11 protein-coding genes are annotated in these 17,122 nt (G+C 41.8%); 4 read left to right on the forward strand and 7 right to left on the reverse strand.

The features are described 5' to 3' along the window. The first annotated feature begins 125 nt into the window (after positions 1-125). Complete coding sequence (gene ung, locus EL121_RS09940; protein WP_039196436.1) at positions 126-797, forward strand: uracil-DNA glycosylase; 672 nt, start codon at positions 126-128, stop codon at positions 795-797. Between the two features lie 187 nt (positions 798-984). Here ung and EL121_RS09945 read toward each other — a convergent pair whose 3' ends face one another. The 4 genes from EL121_RS09945 to grpE form a co-directional block, all read right to left on the reverse strand. Next, positions 985-1,383, reverse strand: coding sequence for a (R)-mandelonitrile lyase (locus tag EL121_RS09945; protein WP_039196437.1), 399 nt, complete (start codon positions 1,381-1,383; stop codon positions 985-987). Positions 1,384-1,579: 196 nt separating this feature from the next. Continuing rightward, positions 1,580-5,479: an ATP-dependent RNA helicase HrpA gene (hrpA, locus tag EL121_RS09950; protein WP_039196438.1), complete on the reverse strand. Its 3,900-nt coding sequence runs from the start codon at positions 5,477-5,479 to the stop codon at positions 1,580-1,582. Between the two features lie 171 nt (positions 5,480-5,650). Then, the gene (locus EL121_RS09955; protein ID WP_039196439.1) at positions 5,651-6,103 is read right to left on the reverse strand and encodes a DUF441 domain-containing protein; all 453 of its coding nucleotides are present in this window, start codon (positions 6,101-6,103) and stop codon (positions 5,651-5,653) included. 70 nt (positions 6,104-6,173) lie between these two features. Beyond that, on the reverse strand, positions 6,174-6,779 hold the full coding sequence (grpE, locus tag EL121_RS09960; RefSeq protein WP_039196440.1) for a nucleotide exchange factor GrpE: 606 nt from the start codon (positions 6,777-6,779) through the stop codon (positions 6,174-6,176). A gap of 244 nt (positions 6,780-7,023) precedes the next feature. On the opposite strand from grpE, the gene EL121_RS09965 reads away from it, so the two are divergent. From EL121_RS09965 to recB, 3 genes are all read left to right on the forward strand, one after another. Further along, on the forward strand, positions 7,024-8,106 hold the full coding sequence (locus EL121_RS09965) for an extracellular solute-binding protein (RefSeq protein ID WP_018651719.1): 1,083 nt from the start codon (positions 7,024-7,026) through the stop codon (positions 8,104-8,106). Positions 8,107-8,250: 144 nt separating this feature from the next. Continuing rightward, positions 8,251-9,642, forward strand: a complete 1,392-nt coding sequence (locus EL121_RS09970; RefSeq protein ID WP_039196441.1) for an MATE family efflux transporter — start codon at positions 8,251-8,253, stop codon at positions 9,640-9,642. A 22-nt stretch (positions 9,643-9,664) separates the two neighbouring features. Then, entirely contained in the window at positions 9,665-13,273 is a 3,609-nt protein-coding gene (gene recB / locus EL121_RS09975; RefSeq protein WP_039196442.1) for an exodeoxyribonuclease V subunit beta, read from the forward strand. 72 nt (positions 13,274-13,345) lie between these two features. Here the strand turns inward: recB and EL121_RS09980 are convergent, their stop codons facing one another. From EL121_RS09980 to EL121_RS09990, 3 genes are read right to left on the reverse strand one after another with little or no spacing between them, the layout of a single operon-like run. Next, on the reverse strand, positions 13,346-14,596 hold the full coding sequence (locus tag EL121_RS09980; RefSeq protein ID WP_039196443.1) for a NupC/NupG family nucleoside CNT transporter: 1,251 nt from the start codon (positions 14,594-14,596) through the stop codon (positions 13,346-13,348). Positions 14,597-14,635: 39 nt separating this feature from the next. Continuing rightward, a complete protein-coding gene (locus EL121_RS09985; RefSeq protein ID WP_039198956.1) occupies positions 14,636-15,424 on the reverse strand; it encodes a 4Fe-4S cluster-binding domain-containing protein in 789 nt (262 codons plus the stop codon). A gap of 1 nt (position 15,425) precedes the next feature. Further along, entirely contained in the window at positions 15,426-16,970 is a 1,545-nt protein-coding gene (locus tag EL121_RS09990; RefSeq protein ID WP_039196444.1) for a YjjI family glycine radical enzyme, read from the reverse strand. Positions 16,971-17,122 lie beyond the last annotated feature (152 nt).

Consider the following 17,122-nt stretch of genomic DNA (forward strand, 5'->3'; position numbering starts at 1 on the left):
CATTTTTTTTGAAGAATTCTACTAAAAGTTGAAAAATGTAATCAAAAAATTATCAATTGATTAAAAAATCATCTAAAATGTAGAGGGAACTTAAAATTGTTTAACACTTTTTAACAGGACAAGCTATGAATAATTGGACGGAAGCGCTAGGCGAAGAAAAGCAACAAGCTTATTTTCAACAAATTTTACAACAAGTACATCAAGAAAGAATGAATGGTGTAACGGTTTTCCCACCGCAAAAAGAAGTATTTAGTGCATTTGCCTTAACCGAATTTAAGGATGTGAAAGTGGTGATTTTGGGGCAAGATCCTTATCATGGACCAAACCAAGCACACGGCTTAGCATTTTCGGTAAAACCACCGGTCGCACCGCCACCTTCTTTAGTTAATATGTATAAAGAACTGGCGCAGGATATTGAGGGGTTTCAAATTCCAAATCATGGATATTTAGTTGACTGGGCAAAGCAAGGCGTATTGTTGCTGAACACCGTACTCACGGTGCGCCAAGGGCAAGCTCACTCACACGCCAATTTCGGTTGGGAAATTTTTACTGATAAAGTGATCTCTCAACTCAACCAACACCGTGAAAATTTAGTCTTTTTATTGTGGGGCAGTCATGCGCAGAAAAAAGGGCAGTTTATTGACCGCTCTCGCCATTGCGTACTGACCGCACCGCATCCGTCACCGTTATCCGCCCATCGAGGATTTTTAGGTTGCCGCCATTTCTCCAAAGCGAATGCTTACTTAAGAGAAAAAGGCATTCAAGAAATTAACTGGCAATTGCCGATGAATGTATAACAAATCACAAGCAGTTAGGATTTTTTTGCAATTATGTAATAGTTATACAGCGTCATATTTTACCTTGCACGAGCCGTGCAAGGCTGATTAAGCCTAGCCCTGTTAGGGCTATAGAGCCAGCCACAGCGTGGCTCGGATTAATTAACGCCATACGGCTCGTATGACGTTAAAACGAAAAAGCGGTTTATCAAGCCGAATGCACTTGTGCGTATTCTTCGTCAGTGACTGGTGATAGCCAAGTGACTTTTTTACCGTCTTTATAGTTTGTAATAGCTAAATGAACTAAATCACTATCGGCATTTGCGCCGTGCCAATGTTCAATATTCTCAGGGATATTAATCACATCACCGGTTTGAATCACTTGTGCCGGTTTTCCTCGTTCTTGATACCAGCCTTTACCACTCGTCACAATCAATACTTGTCCTTTCGGATGCGTATGCCAATTGGTTCTTGCCCCTTTTTCAAAGGTCACGCTGCCGATAGAAAATTCATTATTATGATCCGCTTCCAATACCTCAGTTAAAAATGTGTTGCCAGTAAAAAATTCAGGTGAACGAGGTTCGCCTTTCGGGAAAAGTGTTTGCATATAAGATCTCCTGTGTAGATTTATCATTGTTATAAATGGTTTTAATAAATTACAAGCGGTCAGAATTGCAAAAAATTTTGCAAATTTAACCGCTTGTTACCCTCACCCCTTGCGGGAGAGGGAAAGATTTTTCTTCGTTTAGAAGAAAAATCAGGGAGAGGGGGGATTCGGTGGATAAGACTACCCACCATACACATTATTTTATCTCTCCAATCGCATTCAAAATACGTTTATCCGATATCGGGTATTTGGTGCCGAGTTGTTGGGCGAACAAACTGACACGTAACTCTTCAATCATATAACGAATTTCTAACACTTCGTCAGGGATTGCTTTAGATTTCGGGAGTTTGGTGAGTAATTGCTTATAAGCGTTTTCCACCTGTTCCACCCGTAACATCTTCGCTCGGTCGGTATTGGTGTCCGTGCCGAGTTTGTCCAAACGCTTGTCGATAGCGGTTAAATAACGGTGTAAATCGGCAAGGCGTTGATAGCCGGTTTTGGTTACAAAATCCGGATAAACCAAACCGCTTAATTGTGCTTTAATATCCGACAGGGCAAAAGCCATTGTAAAGTCCATTTTGCCTTTCATTCGCTTATTTAGCTCGAAGGCAAGTGTTAAGATTTTCTCCACTTGTAACGCAATTTCTGCGGTAGTGTCGTTTAAGCTGCCTCGCACAAATTCATGCAATTCATTGAATTTTTCTTCGGTCCAAACAAAGCCGCCGAATTCATCCACCAATTTATCCACCGCACAAGCGATACAGTCATCAATCAATTCCAACACTTTACCGAATGGGGCAAAGTACAGCCCAAGTTTTGCTTTGTTCGGTAATTTTTCGTGTAGGTATTTGATTGGCGAAGGCACGTTGAGCAATAGCAAACGGCGTAAACCGGCTCGCATTGCACGGGCTTGCTCAAATTCGGTTTCAAATAATTTCACGCCTACGGCAGTTTGCTCATCGACAATTGCCGGATAGGCTTTTACGCTGAAATTAGCTTTTTTCTGTTCGTAGAATTGCGGTAAGTTAGCGAAATTCCACAAATGTACGCCGCTTTGCTCGATACCGTCATCAGCAATCGTCGAAAGGCTTTCTTGTACCTGATCTTTGAGCGCAAACTTCAGTTCGTCCAAGTTTTCGCTTTCTTGTAGTTTTTTACCTTTTTCATCCACCACACGGAATGTCATACGCAAATGCGGCGCAAGTTGCGACAGATCCCACAGCTCCGGATCAATAGTTACACCGGTCATACGGCGAAGCTCGTAAGCCAGACTTTCTAGCAATGGTTTTTGATACGGCTCGGCTCTGCCTAAGAACGCATCTGCATAGTTCGGTGCCGGTACAAAATTACGGCGAGTTGCTTTCGGTAATGATTTAATTAACGCCACCACTAGCTCATGGCGAAGCCCTGGAATTTGCCAGTCGAAGCCTTCCGGCTCTACTTGATTAAGTAAAGGTAACGGAATATGCACGGTGACACCATCGTGATCTTTACCGATTTCAAATTGGTAACTTAATTTCAGTTTAAGCTGCCCTTGATACCAAAAATTCGGGAAATCCAAATCGCTGACCGTGTTGGCGTTTTCATTCATTAAGAATGATTTTTCAAAGTTGAGCAATTCAGGATCTTTTTGACCCGCTTTTTTCCACCATGTATCAAAATGGCGGCTGGATACCACTTCTGTTCCGATTCGTTGATCGTAGAAGTCGAACAGGGTTTGTTCGTCCACTAAAATATCTCGGCGGCGAGATTTGTGTTCGAGGTCTTCCACTTCTTTGATCAAGCGGTTATTTTCTTTGAAAAATTTGTAATTATTATGCCAATCGCCCTCAACCATTGCCGAGCGGATAAATATTTCGCGGCTAACAGTCGGATCAATTGAACCGTAATTGACAAGACGATTCGCTACCACCGGAATACCGTAGAGCGAGACTTTTTCATACGCCATCACCGCACCTTTAGATTTTGACCAATGCGGTTCACTATAACTACGTTTTATTAAATGTCCGGCGAGTGGCTCAATCCATTCCGGTTCGATTTTTGCCACAGTTCTTGCCCACAACTTGGTGGTTTCTACCAGTTCGGACGCAGCAAGCCACTTCGGCTGCTTTTTGAAAAGCGCCGAGGTCGGGAATACATAAAAATGCGCATTTCTTGCCCCGAGGTAGTGCATTTTTTCGCTGTCTTTCATCCCGATATGCGACAGCAAACCGGTTAGTAAGGCAGTGTGAATTTGCTGATAGTTTGCTTCTTCACTATTAATCGGCAAGCCCATTTCACGCACGGCAAGGCGCAATTGATGATAAATATCCTGCCATTCACGCACACGTAAATAGTTGAGAAAATCTTTTTGACATTGCTTGCGGAACTGGTTTTTGGTCAGTTCTTTTTGTTGGGTTTGAATGTAATGCCACAAATTCACAAACGCCAAGAAATCGGAATCTTTATCGGCAAAACGGCGATGTTTTTCATCCGCAGCCTGTTGGCGTTCTTGCGGGCGCTCACGCGGATCTTGAATCGAAAGTGCGGAGACAATCATCATCACTTCGTGTAACGAACCATTTTGTGCCGCGGCAATGACCATACGGCCTAAGCGAGGATCGATTGGGAGTTGAGCAAGTTGGCGACCGATCGCGGTTAATTTATTACCATTAATCGCCCCTAATTCTTCTAGTAAACGAATACCGTCCTGAACCTGTCTGGTATCCGGACGATCAACGAATGGAAATGCCTCAATATCCGATAGCCCAAGCGAGGTCATTTGTAAAATAACCGAAGCAAGGTTAGTACGCAGAATTTCCGGATCGGTAAATTCCGGACGCGCGTTAAAATCCTCCTCCGAATAGAGGCGGATACAAATCCCTTCACTGGTTCGTCCGCAACGGCCTTTGCGCTGGTTGGCAGAGGCTTGTGAAATCGGCTCAATCGGCAAACGTTGCACTTTGGTGCGGTAGCTATAGCGAGAAATACGTGCCGTACCGGTATCAATCACATATTTGATATTCGGAATGGTGAGTGAGGTTTCCGCCACGTTGGTGGCTAAAATCACACGATTCAGACCGCTTGGCTGGAAAATGCGTTGCTGTTCGGCAGCCGAGAGGCGAGCGTAAAGCGGTAGAATTTCAGTGAATCTTAGCTCTTGTTTTTGTAGGGCTTCGGCAGTGTCACGAATTTCACGCTCACCGCTCATAAAAATCAAAATATCGCCGCGACCTTCGGCTTGAAGTTCATCAACAGCGTTGAGAATACCTTGTAGTTGGTCTTGGTCATCTTCTTCCACAATTGGACGATAACGCACTTCTACCGGGAAGGTTCGTCCGGAAACCTCAATAATCGGTGCATTGTTGAAATGGCGAGAAAAACGCTCGACATCAATGGTCGCCGAGGTAATGATCACTTTCAGATCCGGGCGTTTATGCAGAATTTGTTTCAGGTAGCCAAGAATAAAATCGTTATTGAGCGAGCGTTCGTGCGCTTCGTCAATAATTAACGTATCGTATTGATTGAGATAGCGGTCGTTTTGGATTTCGGCAAGCAAAATACCGTCCGTCATCAATTTCACAAGGGTATTTTCGCCCACTTGATCATTAAAGCGTACTTTATAACCGACAGTTGCACTCATTTCGCTTTTTAATTCTTCGGCAATACGATTCGCCACCGAACGAGCGGCTAAACGGCGGGGCTGAGTATGTCCAATCAAGCCTTTTACGCCACGTCCGAGTTCCAAGCACATTTTCGGTAGCTGAGTGGTTTTACCTGAACCGGTTTCACCGGCAATCACCACCACCTGATTTTCTGCAATCAGTTTTAAGATTTCTTCACGACGAGCGGAAACCGGTAAATCGGGATAAGTGATTTCAAGGCTGGAATGTTGTACTTTTCTGGCTTGGAAAGCTGCTTGTGCCGAGAGAATTTCACGTTTAATTTCCGCAATCACATTGTTTTTAGTTTCTTGTTTTTTGATGGCAGAAATACCGTGAATACGAGAACGTAAACGGCGGTAATCGGTATTAGTGAGTTCTTTTAAATTTGCGATTAATGCTTTCTGACTCTCATCAAGCGGTCTATTTTTGAAATTTTTTTGCGAAGGTTTCATTGTCTTGTCTTAACTATGTATTGCCTTAACGATATTCGGCATTATGCGAGATATTTTGAGGCAAATTATAGCCTAAATTGAGGGGAAACAGTAGGTAGAAGAAACCGCTTGCAGCGCTCACTTAATAAGAGAAGAGGAACAAGCGGTCTAATTTTGAATAAATTTTACCAATTAGCCTTTACCGATTAATAGAGAAAGGATACCCGCAGCAATTAACGGGCCAACCGGCACGCCGCCAAGTAATGCCACGCCGATAATAGTACCGACTAGTAATCCGGTGACTAACAGCGGCTGACCGCCCATTAAACTTACCCCTCTGCCACCTAACCAAGCCACCGCAATTCCTGCAACCACGGCAAGCAACATCTTCCAATTTAAAAATTCAGAGAAGGAGGGAAGGGAAATTTTGCCGGAAACAATTGGACTTAATACGCCGATAGTCAGAATGATAATCCCAATGCTTAAACCGTGCTTATCTAAAAAGGGCAGATATTTACTGAGGAAAGTTTGTTGCACCAGTAACAGCACCGCCGCAGCAATGGTAATTGAATTGTTGTTTCCGACCACACCAAGAAAAATCAGTGCGACTAGGAAAAGTGAGATAGGATTGAATTGTAGGGACATAACATTTGCCAAAAGTCAGAAAAATTTAACCGCTTGTTCGCCACAGCATAACAAGCGGTTCTTTTAGGAATTAACCAGCAACCATTACCATTGCAGGGCGAAGTACGCGACCTTGTAGGGTATAACCTTTTTGTAAAACCACGCTGATATGGTTTGCTTCGATACCTTCCGCCGGTTGCATAGAAATTGCTTGGTGAAGTTCCGGATTGAAGACTTCGCCGACAACACCGACCGCTTCCACACCGAATTTAGCCAGAGTAGAGATAAATTCTTTATGGGTCATTTCCACACCGTCAACCAATGCCTGTGTTTTTTCATCGGTGACTGCCGTATCAAGCGCATTTAAGCCACGCTCAAGGTTATCTACTACGGTTAATAATTCTTTTGAGAATTTTTCGAGTGCGAATTTATGTGCTTTTTCCACATCTTGTTCAGCACGGCGGCGAATATTTTGGATTTCCGCTTGCGCACGTAATTGAATATCTTTTTCACGGTTGTCCGCTTCCGCAATATAAGTTTCTAACTCATTAATACGTGCATAAGCCGCTGCTAATTCAGCTTCAACCGGAAGCTCTTGGTTGTCTTCAACATTTTGTTCTAATTGTGCTTCTTGTGTGTCGATTGCAGTTTCTACTTCTTCGGTTTGAACTTGTGCATTTTCGTTTTGAGCTGTCATTTTAAATCCTCTTCGTTTCAAATATATAAATGAAAAATCTTTACTAATATAGCGTTAAATTTGCTGATTTCAAGGTAAAAGCGGTAATGCGGATAAATTATTAAAAATAATTTGCAAAAAATTGTCATTTTGATTAGAAAATCCTTGCAAAATCTAGGGGGTGGCTTAAAATCGCCCTCGTCTTTTGAGCCCTTAGGCAAGGCTATATTTTTTACTCATCTTTTCTTTAACGGAGAAAAATTAAATGAAAAAATTAGCGGGTTTATTTGCAGCAGGTTTAGCAACAGTTGCATTAACAGCGTGTAATGAAGAAAAGCCAAAAGCAGCTGAAGCAGCGGCTCAACCGGCAGCAGCGGGAACAGTTCACCTTTATACTTGGACTGAATATGTGCCTGAAGGCTTGTTAGATGAATTCACAAAGCAAACTGGTATCAAAGTAGAGGTTTCAAGCCTTGAATCTAACGAAACCATGTATGCAAAATTAAAATTACAAGGTAAAGATGGCGGTTACGATGTTATCGCACCTTCTAACTACTTCGTTTCAAAAATGGCGAAAGAAGGTATGTTAGCGGAATTAGATCACGCACAACTTCCTGTAATCAAAGAGTTAAACCAAGATTGGTTAAACAAACCTTATGACCAAGGTAACAAATACTCTTTACCACAATTATTAGGTGCGCCGGGTATTGCATTTAACACGGCTGATTACCAAGGTGATGCGTTCACTTCTTGGGGTGACTTATGGAAACCTGAGTTTGCGAATAAAGTACAATTATTAGATGACGCACGTGAAGTATTTAACATTGCGTTATTAAAATTAGGTAAAAACCCTAATACAACTAATCCTGAAGAGATCAAAGCGGCTTACGAAGAATTGAAAAAATTACGTCCGAACGTACTTTCTTTCACTTCTGATAACCCGGCGAACTCATTTATCGCAGGTGAGGTATCTGTAGGTCAATTATGGAACGGTTCTGTACGTATTGCGAAAAAAGAACAAGCGCCGGTAAACATGGTATTCCCGAAAGAAGGTCCTGTGCTTTGGGTTGATACGTTAGCAATTCCTGCGAATGCGAAAAACAAAGAAAATGCACATAAGTTAATCAACTACTTATTAAGTGCACCGGTTGCGGAAAAATTAACTTTAGAAATCGGTTACCCGACTTCAAACGTAGAAGCGTTAAAAACATTACCGAAAGAGATTACCGAAGATCCGGCAATCTATCCGACAGCTGAAGTGTTAAAAGCGGCACAATGGCAAGACGATGTAGGTGATGCAATCGAACTTTACGAAAAATATTACCAAGAATTAAAAGCGGCGAAATAATTCGTTAGCTTAATAGATAAGGCCCTCGAGAAGCGATTTTCGAGGGCTCTTTCATTTTTACAAGCGGTCGTATTTTACAAAATTTTTGCGAAAAACGACCGCTTGTTGCCGTATAATAACCTCCGTATTTTGAAAGAGGTAATTATGAATCTGCAATGGCAAAAATATCCGGAAAACACACGAAAACTATTTAAACTCACGCTGCCGATTTTTATTTCTCAGCTCTCGGTGGCGGGAATGGGGCTAGCTGATATCGTGATGGCGGGGCTGGTGAGTGATGATGATGTGTCTGCGATTGCGGTGAGTAATTCCATCTATTTCCCTCTCTTTTTATTTGTATTAGGTTTACTTAATGCGATCACACCAACTGTTTCTTATTTAAACGGTTCGAATCAGCGTCATTTGATTGCCCACCAAATTCGCCAAGGCTTTTGGTTGGTTTGGGCGTGTGCGGTTCCTTTGATTTTCGTGTTCCTAAATAGTCATTGGATTTTAGACTATATGAATACGCCGCAAGCTTTTTCGATTAAATCGCAACAATATTTAGCGATTATGGCAATCGGTGTGGTGCCGGCACTATTGGCGGTCAATTTGCGTTGTATGAATGATGGTTTATCGAATCCGAAGCCGGCAATGCGTATCACTTTCTTAGGGCTATTGCTGAATATTCCGCTCAATTATATTTTTATTTTCGGTAAGTTTGGATTACCGGAAATGGGGGCGGTCGGTTGTGGCGTAGCGACAGCGATCGTGAACTGGATCATGTTCTTGTTGTTATTCCATTACAGCTACACTAATAAATCTCAGAAAGATATCGGCTTATTTAACCGTTGGTTTGAAATGCCAAGCGGTCAAACTTTGCTAAAAATTTGCAAATTGGGTTTGCCGATCGGCTTTGCGACTTTTACCGAAGTGATGTTGTTTTCGGCGTCCGCTTTACTGCTTTCGCCACTCGGTTCACAAGTGGTGGCAAGTCATCAGGCAGCACTACAAACCAGTTCGTTATTATTTATGATTCCAATGTCTTTCAGTATTGCGACCACGATTGTGGTAGGAAAAACCTTAGGGCAGAAACAAGTTGAAGAGGCAAAAATTATTAGCTATCACGCGCTGATTACCGGTGCGCTGTTTGCGTTAGCGGCAGCGGTCGTGATTGTGATTTTAGATGAAATTATTCCACTGGCATTTACCAGTGATCCGGTTTCGATTGCAATTGCGGCGCATTTATTGTTGTTTGCAGCGGTATATCAAATTCCGGATTCGTTACAAGCGGTGGCAAACGGTATTCTGCGTGGTTATAAACATACCAAACCGATTTTATATGTCACAATGTTCTGTTATTGGGTGATCGGTATGCCGTTCGGCTATATTTTAGCGCGAACGGATTGGATTGTTGAACCGATGGCTGCATCAGGATTTTGGTTTATTTTCTGTGTCAGTTTAAGTATTGCCGCCGGTTTGTTAATTTACCAAATGTACAAAATCCAACAGGTTCCTGCGGATCAATTACTAGCAAAATTAGAACGCATTAAATAATGATTGAATGTTGAGTAAAATAATGAAAACCCTTTCTCCGATTGAACTGCCGTTAAATTGTACCGCATTAATTGAAGCGTCCGCCGGTACCGGCAAAACCTTTACCATGGCGAATTTATATTTGCGTTTGCTACTAGGAATTGGTTGTACGCCTTTAACGGTTGAGCAGATCTTGGTGGTAACCTTTACTAAAGCGGCAACCGAAGAATTACGTGATCGTATTCGTAAAAACATCAAAGCTTGTCGTACTTTTTTACAAGAATACGATGCGGAAAAATCCTATGATGCCAAGGATTTCTTCTTCCAATTAGGTCAGCAGCTTGAAAGTGTGGAAGAGGCGATTCTACGTTTACGTATTGCCGAACGCGAGATCGATTTAGCCAGCATTTTTACCATTCACAGTTTCTGCCAAAAGATGTTGTTTCAATTTGCGTTTGATTCGGGTATGCGTTTTGACAGCGATTTGCAGCCGGATGAGAGTGATTTGTTACGCCGTTTAAGTGAAGAAGTTTGGCGTGAAATGTTCTATCCGATGGGGCTGACCGAAACGGCGGCAGTAGCGGAATATCTCGGCACACCGGACAATGCTTTTGCGGCAATTCGTGTCTTTGTGTCTGCCGAATTACCATTATTGTCGGATGAACAACACTGGTTGAATGGCGATCTCGCTACTCATTTGGCTGCCTTGCAGCATTTTTTAGTGGATGCTAAACAGCATTGGTTGGCACACGGAGAAGAAATCAGTCGCTTAATTGAAACCGAATTAGCGAAAAAATATAAAACCGGCGAGAAAAAAGCACTTAATCGCCGTTCTTACCAAACTCGTTACTTAGAAAAATGGCGTGCTTCCGTGGACGAATGGGCGGCAAGCTCGCTTTCCTATTTGCCGGAAGAACAGTTTGAGCGCTTCTGTCAGGATTTTCTAAACGAAAAAGCGGAAGAGGGCGCAGAACCGTTAGTTCATCCGCATTTTGCAAAAAATCAGCAAATTTTGACCGCTTATCAACAGCAGTTTGCGAATAAACAGAAGCCGTTATTGCTCTATCAATTCTTACTCGCACTGAGAAAAAAGCTAGCGGATTATAAAGCGACGCATAGTGAAAAAAGTTTTAACGATATGCTCAGCTTTCTTAATCAAGCCTTAAAAGGTGAGAGAGGAACAGCATTAGCTGCACAAATTCAAGCGCAATTCCCGTTCGCGATGATCGATGAGTTCCAAGATACCGATAAAGAGCAATATGAAATCTTCCACAAGGTTTTTATGCAGGAAGCACATACGAATCACGGATTTATTATGATCGGCGACCCGAAACAGTCGATCTATAGATTCCGAGGTGCGGATATTTTCACTTATTTGACCGCTTCTCAACAGGCGCAACAAAAACGTACATTAGCCAAAAACTGGCGTTCGTTGCCGCCAATTGTGAGCGCAACCAATCGTTTATTTGAATTTCCGGCAGCTGCTGAAAATAGTCCTTTCTTGTATCAAGGTATTCAGTTTCATTCGGTTGAGGCGAAAGAGAGCGAAGCTGAATTAATTGGCGCCGACTATGTAAATTGTTATCTACAAGCAAAATTTGATGAAAAATTAGCGGCAAAGCAGTGTGCTTACCAAATTCAGCAGCAGCTTAAGCAAATGGAAGCGGGTGAATTTGGCTTAAAATTTACCAATACTACGGAAGAGATTAATGCGTTTCAGGCAAAAGATATTGCAATTTTGGTGCGTAGCCACTCGCAAGCTACATTGATAAAAAGTGCATTAGCCGAACTGGGCATTCGTTCGGTATTTTTGTCGGAAAAAGAAAGCGTCTATCAATCGGAAACCGCCAAAGAATTATTGTGGGTGTTGTATGCCTGTTTAAATCCGTATCATCAAACCAATTTACTCAGTGCGTTAGGCACCACTCTTTGGGGGCTTTCGGCAACGGAGATTCATCAACTCAAAAATAGCGAATTACTGTGGGATGAACAGGTCGGACGCTTTATTGCATATCAGCAAATTTGGCAACAACAAGGTATTTTACCGATGTTGCATAAGTTATTTATGCAAGAGGGAATTATTGAGCGCTTACGAGCTAATCCGCGCGACAGTGATCGCCGCCTAACGGATTTATTGCATTTAACGGAATTACTACAAAATGCTATGCCGAGCTTAGAAAATGAATCGGCGTTAGTGCGTTGGTATGAACGTCAACTGGCAAAAACGGATAGCACCGAAGAGCATATTTTACGCTTAGAAAGTGAAGAAGAACTGATTAAAATCGTGACTATTCACGGTTCAAAAGGTTTGCAATATCCGATCGTTTGGTTGCCGTTTATCGGTAAAAAAAATCAGGGTTCTAAAGCAAGCAATTTGGCTATCTACCGTGATGAACAAGGGCAAGCACATTGGTATTTCGGTAAACCGTCAGAGGAAGTACAAGCACTGATGGATCAGGAAGAATTGGCTGAAGATCTGCGTTTGCTTTATGTAGCGGTTACTCGAGCGGAATCACAGCTTAACTTGATTCTGCCACAACGTTTTGAAGACGGTTGGAATGCAGTGCATTATTTGCTGAGCAATGGTGAAATCGATTTAGATAAAAGCTATAAAGCGGAAATAAGTACATCGGAATATTTGCAACAAAAAGGGATTGACTGCCAAGCGGTTGAATTAGACGAAAAAATTGCAAATGATGAATGGCGACCGACTCCACTTGCTATGGAGAGTTTATCCGCTTGTCATTTTACCGGACAGATTCAGCAGACGGGGCTAGTAACCAGCTTCAGTGCATTGCACCAACAACATGAATGGGCAATGCAACATCATACGGAATATAGTATGCCGAAAGTATTTGAGAATGCCGGACAAGATTATGACCAGCAACAGGTGCTTGCTCCCGAAACAGACAATATTTTTGCCTTGGAAAATGAAGGAACAATTGCCTATTCGTCTTATCAATTTCCTCACAGCACAAAGGTTGGGAATATTTTACATAGCTTCTTTGAACACAATGATTTCCAACAAGCGGTCGATTTTGAGCAAATTCTTACCATTTGCGAGCAGTTGGGTTTAGATGAAAATTGGCACGAACCATTGCAACAATGGTTTGAAAGGGTGCTTGCGACGCCGTTTAGTGAGGCGGAATTTGCGCTAAAAGACGTTCCGATGACAAAACGTTTGAACGAATGGCAGTTTTATTTACGTTTAAAAAATTCGGACGGATTACGCCAGCTAAATCAATTGTTAAAGCAATACAGTGCGGTTTCGGCAAAATTACCTGAATTGAATTTGCCACAATTGGAAGGCTATATCCGTGGTTTTGTTGATTGTATCGTACAAATGCACGGTAAATTTTATCTGATCGATTATAAGTCCAATTTCTTAGGCTATTTAGCGCAAGATTACAGCCGACAAAATTTGGAAAAAACGATCGGGCAATATCGCTATGATTTGCAATATCTGCTTTATACGTTGGCGCTGCATCGCTATTTACGAGTACGTTTGGGTGAACAGTATGAGTATGAGCGTGATTTTGGCGGCGTGGCATATTTATTCTTACGAGGAATGAACGGCACACCGAATAGCGGTGTATTTTTTGAAAAACCTTGCAAGCAATTAATTGAAGGCATGGATGAAATATTCGGCTAATTAAGCAAATAAAAGGGCTACCGGTTGGTAGCCCTTATTTTTGTAAAAAAGGAAAGAAATTCGACCGCTTGTTTAGCTTAATGCTACACCGCTTAATTCAATAAAGAAGCCGGCGATGGTTGCGCTCATTAAGTTTGCTAATGTACCGGCGATTACTGATTTTAAACCAAGACGAGCGATGTCAGAGCGGCGGTTTGGCGCCATACTACCGATACCACCGATAAGAATTGCGATCGCACTGAAGTTTGAGAAACCGCATAAGGCAAAGGTAATAATCGCTTTAGTTTTATCGGTTAACACCACAGCCGCATCCGGTTGTAGGTATTTGGCAAATTCTAAATAGCCGACAAATTCGTTCACCGCTAATTTCATACCGATCATTTGACCTGCAATACCGGCTTCTTCCCATGGTACACCGATTAAGTAAGCAACCGGTTTGAATAAGTAACCAAGTAATACCTGTAAGGTTAAACCTTCAATACCGAACGTATTGCCTACACCGCCGATTAAGCCGTTTAACAATGCAATAACCGCAATAAAGGCAATTAACATTGCACCAACGTTAAGTGCTAACATCATACCTGAGCTTGCACCGTTTGCGAGTGCTTCTACTACGTTGTGTGGTTGTTCAAGATCAACACCCTCATCAATCGTATCTTTAAATTGTTCTGTTTGTGGATACATTAATTTCGCAAATAATAAACCGGCAGGTGCCGCCATAAATGACGCGGCGATGAGGTAAGTCAGCGGAACCCCCATACCTGCATAACCCGCCATCACTGAACCTGCGATAGACGCTGTACCACCACACATAATCGCAAATAATTCAGAGTCAGTCATTTTATTGATAAACGGTTTAACCACTAACGGCGCTTCTGTTTGACCAACAAAAATATTTGCCGCAGCAGACATGGATTCCGCTTTAGATGTACCAAGCGCTTTTTGTAAGCCGCCACCTAAAATTTTGATTACCCATTGCATTACACCGATGTAATACAACACAGAAATTAACGCAGAGAAGAAAATGATTACCGGTAATACTTTTACCGCAAAAATAAAGCCTAAATTACTCGGATCAGCTAAGTTACCGAAGACGAAAGCAATACCGTCATTACCGTAATTGATGACGTTACTGATACAGTTTGCCGCTGCTAATAACGCATTGCGACCTGCCGGCACATATAAGATAAGTGCGGCAAAACAGATTTGAATGGCTAATGCGCCAAATACGGTACGGAAGTTGATGGCACGCCGGTTATTGGAAAAGAGTAAGCCTATTGCCAGTAACACGAAAATACCGATGACACTCATTAATGTACTCATACTAAACACCTCATAAAAAATTAAAAATAAAAAGTTAAATTAATAAATCGTGACAATTTTGGTTATGCCGCATGCTTTTGCAAAAGCGGCTAATTCATCTGTTTGTTCAATCGTCGGAACAAACGGTTTAAGTCCTTCTTCATCCCGTGCGCCTTTGGTATGTACTCGAATAATTTTTAGCAGCACATCAGGATAATCAGTGAGTAGCGTTGCAACTGTTTTAATTAATGCTTTGGCATCAAAAAAGTCATTTACATAAACCAATCTGACTTCTTCCACTTTACCAAGCGGTAATAATTTGGCTAAATTTTGCAAATTACGTTGCAGGTTTTCCGGTTTGATATGATTAATTGTCGGAATGATTTGTTCCGGCACTTTCCCTTGCTGATTTTTGCGATCAAAGCAGAGTGTCTGTAAGCCTTCGCCGTCACCTTTTAGATCAAATAAAAATTTATCGGTAACCTGAATTAACGGCTCAATCGTTTCATAATCAAAAAAGCCGCTACTATCTAAATAACAAGTCAGCCCTTGCTGTTTAAGCGTTTCGAATAACGGTACTAACTTTTTGTGATGGATGGTTGGCTCGCCGCCGGAAACCGTTACCCCTCGAATAAACGGAACCGCATCCATCACTTGCTCGTACAAGTATTGCAAGCTGACTTGTTTTGCTTCCGGTGTATGACGTGGAATGGTTTCCGGATTATGGCAATACAGGCAATTTAGTTTGCAACCTTGTAGGAAAATACTGGTGCGATTACCCTGTCCTTCTACATTCGAGAACGGAATAATGCGGTGTAACGGCACCAGAATATCGGATAACGCCGGCATCTTATTCATTTGCGTTAACGTTTTCTTCATCTCGCAATTGACGGTCAAAGACTTTAGCACAATCATCTGTGCCTGCACCGTACCAAGTGGTATCACGTAGAACCGCCTCACCTTTGCGATAACGTTCTACTTCACTTTTCTTCACTAAATAACCGGTAACACGAATTAAATCGGTATTTTTGAGATAAGTCGTGATATAGCGATAACCGTTGGCAAACGAACCGTCAATAATATCGACTACCGCATCTAAATGGTCGGTATAGGTTTGGTCAAACGCAAATAAGTCGCCAGTTCCTGACGGGAAATATTTGTGGAATGGCGCCGATTGTTTTAAATGTGTCAATAAGGTTGGCTCTTCACCGACACGAATACGGTGTGCCGGTGTATTCATTTTATCTTCGGCGTGATTACTTGCCCCAACTTGTGCGTGTAATAAGTATTGGTTATTGGTGCGTTCTACATATAAGCCTTGATGTGCATCGTTGATTTCTTTCAACTTATCCATAATTAAGGTTGCAATCTCATCGCCTCGTTTACTTTGGCCGAAGGTTTCGTTTAAACCTTCTTTTTGTAAGAGGTGATTTGTCGCATCGGCTAAACCGACAATTGCAATCATACTGGTGAAATTCGTGCGTTTAATAAAGCCTTCTTTCACAAGGAAGTCGGTTTCAAAGAAATTACTTTCTTCCACAAGGAATTTATGACGTTTATCCATCGTTGAAAGGGCGAGTCTTGCTACTTTCGGCAACAACTCATTAACCATTTCATCTACACTGTTACAGGCACGACCGATAGTCCCTAAACGTAAGCGAGTTAGGGTATAAGCACCGCCGCACTCAGGTAACGCGTTGTAACAACTTGCGATACCGTAGTCTTCGCCTAAATCGGAAATATAATAAGCATCGTTAGCAAAAGACGGTTTAGAAACTAATAAGCAAGCTTTTGCTGCTAACTCGGCAAATTCACGAGAGGTTTTGCTTTTGTCATAACGAATACTCATATTTGGGGTCGGATTCTCAAGCTCAATCACCGCTTTAAGGATCAAGCGACCGGCTTTGGTATCATAAGGACCAACATTCGCATGACAGAAAGAATCCGGTACGGTTTTATCAATATGATTTAAGAAACGTTTGATCTTGATATAGTCTTGTTCTTCATCGGTAATGAACGGATCGAGTAATACATCTAAGCGACCGATATAAACCGGGTAGGTGGTAATAGACGGCACATGAGAATAGATAATCAGTAAACCGTCTAATGCCTCATCAAGATTGGTTGGCGGCGGCAAATCTAAAAATTTACAGCCTTTTTGGATATAAACATTATAATCCGGCAAAATGTAACGAGGACGATAAATGGCATAACCTTCATTAAGATCGCAGATCATTTGGTTCTCGATATATTGCCATTCTTCTTCGGTGTAACCCAACAATTCGGTAGGATTAAACAGACGTTCGGCAATGTTTCCGAGGATCATTAATTTTTGGTGATAGGTAAGAGAATTTGATTTAACCGTATCTAAAATATCTTGTAATGAAGATTGCATATTATAGCCTCAAGTGAATCAGGAGATTTGGGCTATATTGTACGGATTTGCTCAAAAAAATACTGTGAAATAGATCTCAATTTTCGATTTCGAAAAAAACAAAAGCACCAAAAATGACTGATTTTTGGTGCTTTCTTCGACAAACAAGCGGT

This window comes from Actinobacillus equuli (assembly GCF_900636745.1).
GTDB classification, from domain to species: Bacteria; Pseudomonadota; Gammaproteobacteria; order Enterobacterales; family Pasteurellaceae; genus Actinobacillus; species Actinobacillus equuli.

Coding starts and splice junctions, on each gene's coding strand:
- ung (WP_039196436.1), top strand. CDS start 126: ATGAATAATTGGACGGAAGCGCTAGGCGAAGAAAAGCAACAAGCTTAT.
- EL121_RS09945 (WP_039196437.1), bottom strand. CDS start 1,383: ATGCAAACACTTTTCCCGAAAGGCGAACCTCGTTCACCTGAATTTTTT.
- hrpA (WP_039196438.1), bottom strand. CDS start 5,479: ATGAAACCTTCGCAAAAAAATTTCAAAAATAGACCGCTTGATGAGAGT.
- EL121_RS09955 (WP_039196439.1), bottom strand. CDS start 6,103: ATGTCCCTACAATTCAATCCTATCTCACTTTTCCTAGTCGCACTGATT.
- grpE (WP_039196440.1), bottom strand. CDS start 6,779: ATGACAGCTCAAAACGAAAATGCACAAGTTCAAACCGAAGAAGTAGAA.
- EL121_RS09965 (WP_018651719.1), top strand. CDS start 7,024: ATGAAAAAATTAGCGGGTTTATTTGCAGCAGGTTTAGCAACAGTTGCA.
- EL121_RS09970 (WP_039196441.1), top strand. CDS start 8,251: ATGAATCTGCAATGGCAAAAATATCCGGAAAACACACGAAAACTATTT.
- recB (WP_039196442.1), top strand. CDS start 9,665: ATGAAAACCCTTTCTCCGATTGAACTGCCGTTAAATTGTACCGCATTA.
- EL121_RS09980 (WP_039196443.1), bottom strand. CDS start 14,596: ATGAGTACATTAATGAGTGTCATCGGTATTTTCGTGTTACTGGCAATA.
- EL121_RS09985 (WP_039198956.1), bottom strand. CDS start 15,424: ATGCCGGCGTTATCCGATATTCTGGTGCCGTTACACCGCATTATTCCG.
- EL121_RS09990 (WP_039196444.1), bottom strand. CDS start 16,970: ATGCAATCTTCATTACAAGATATTTTAGATACGGTTAAATCAAATTCT.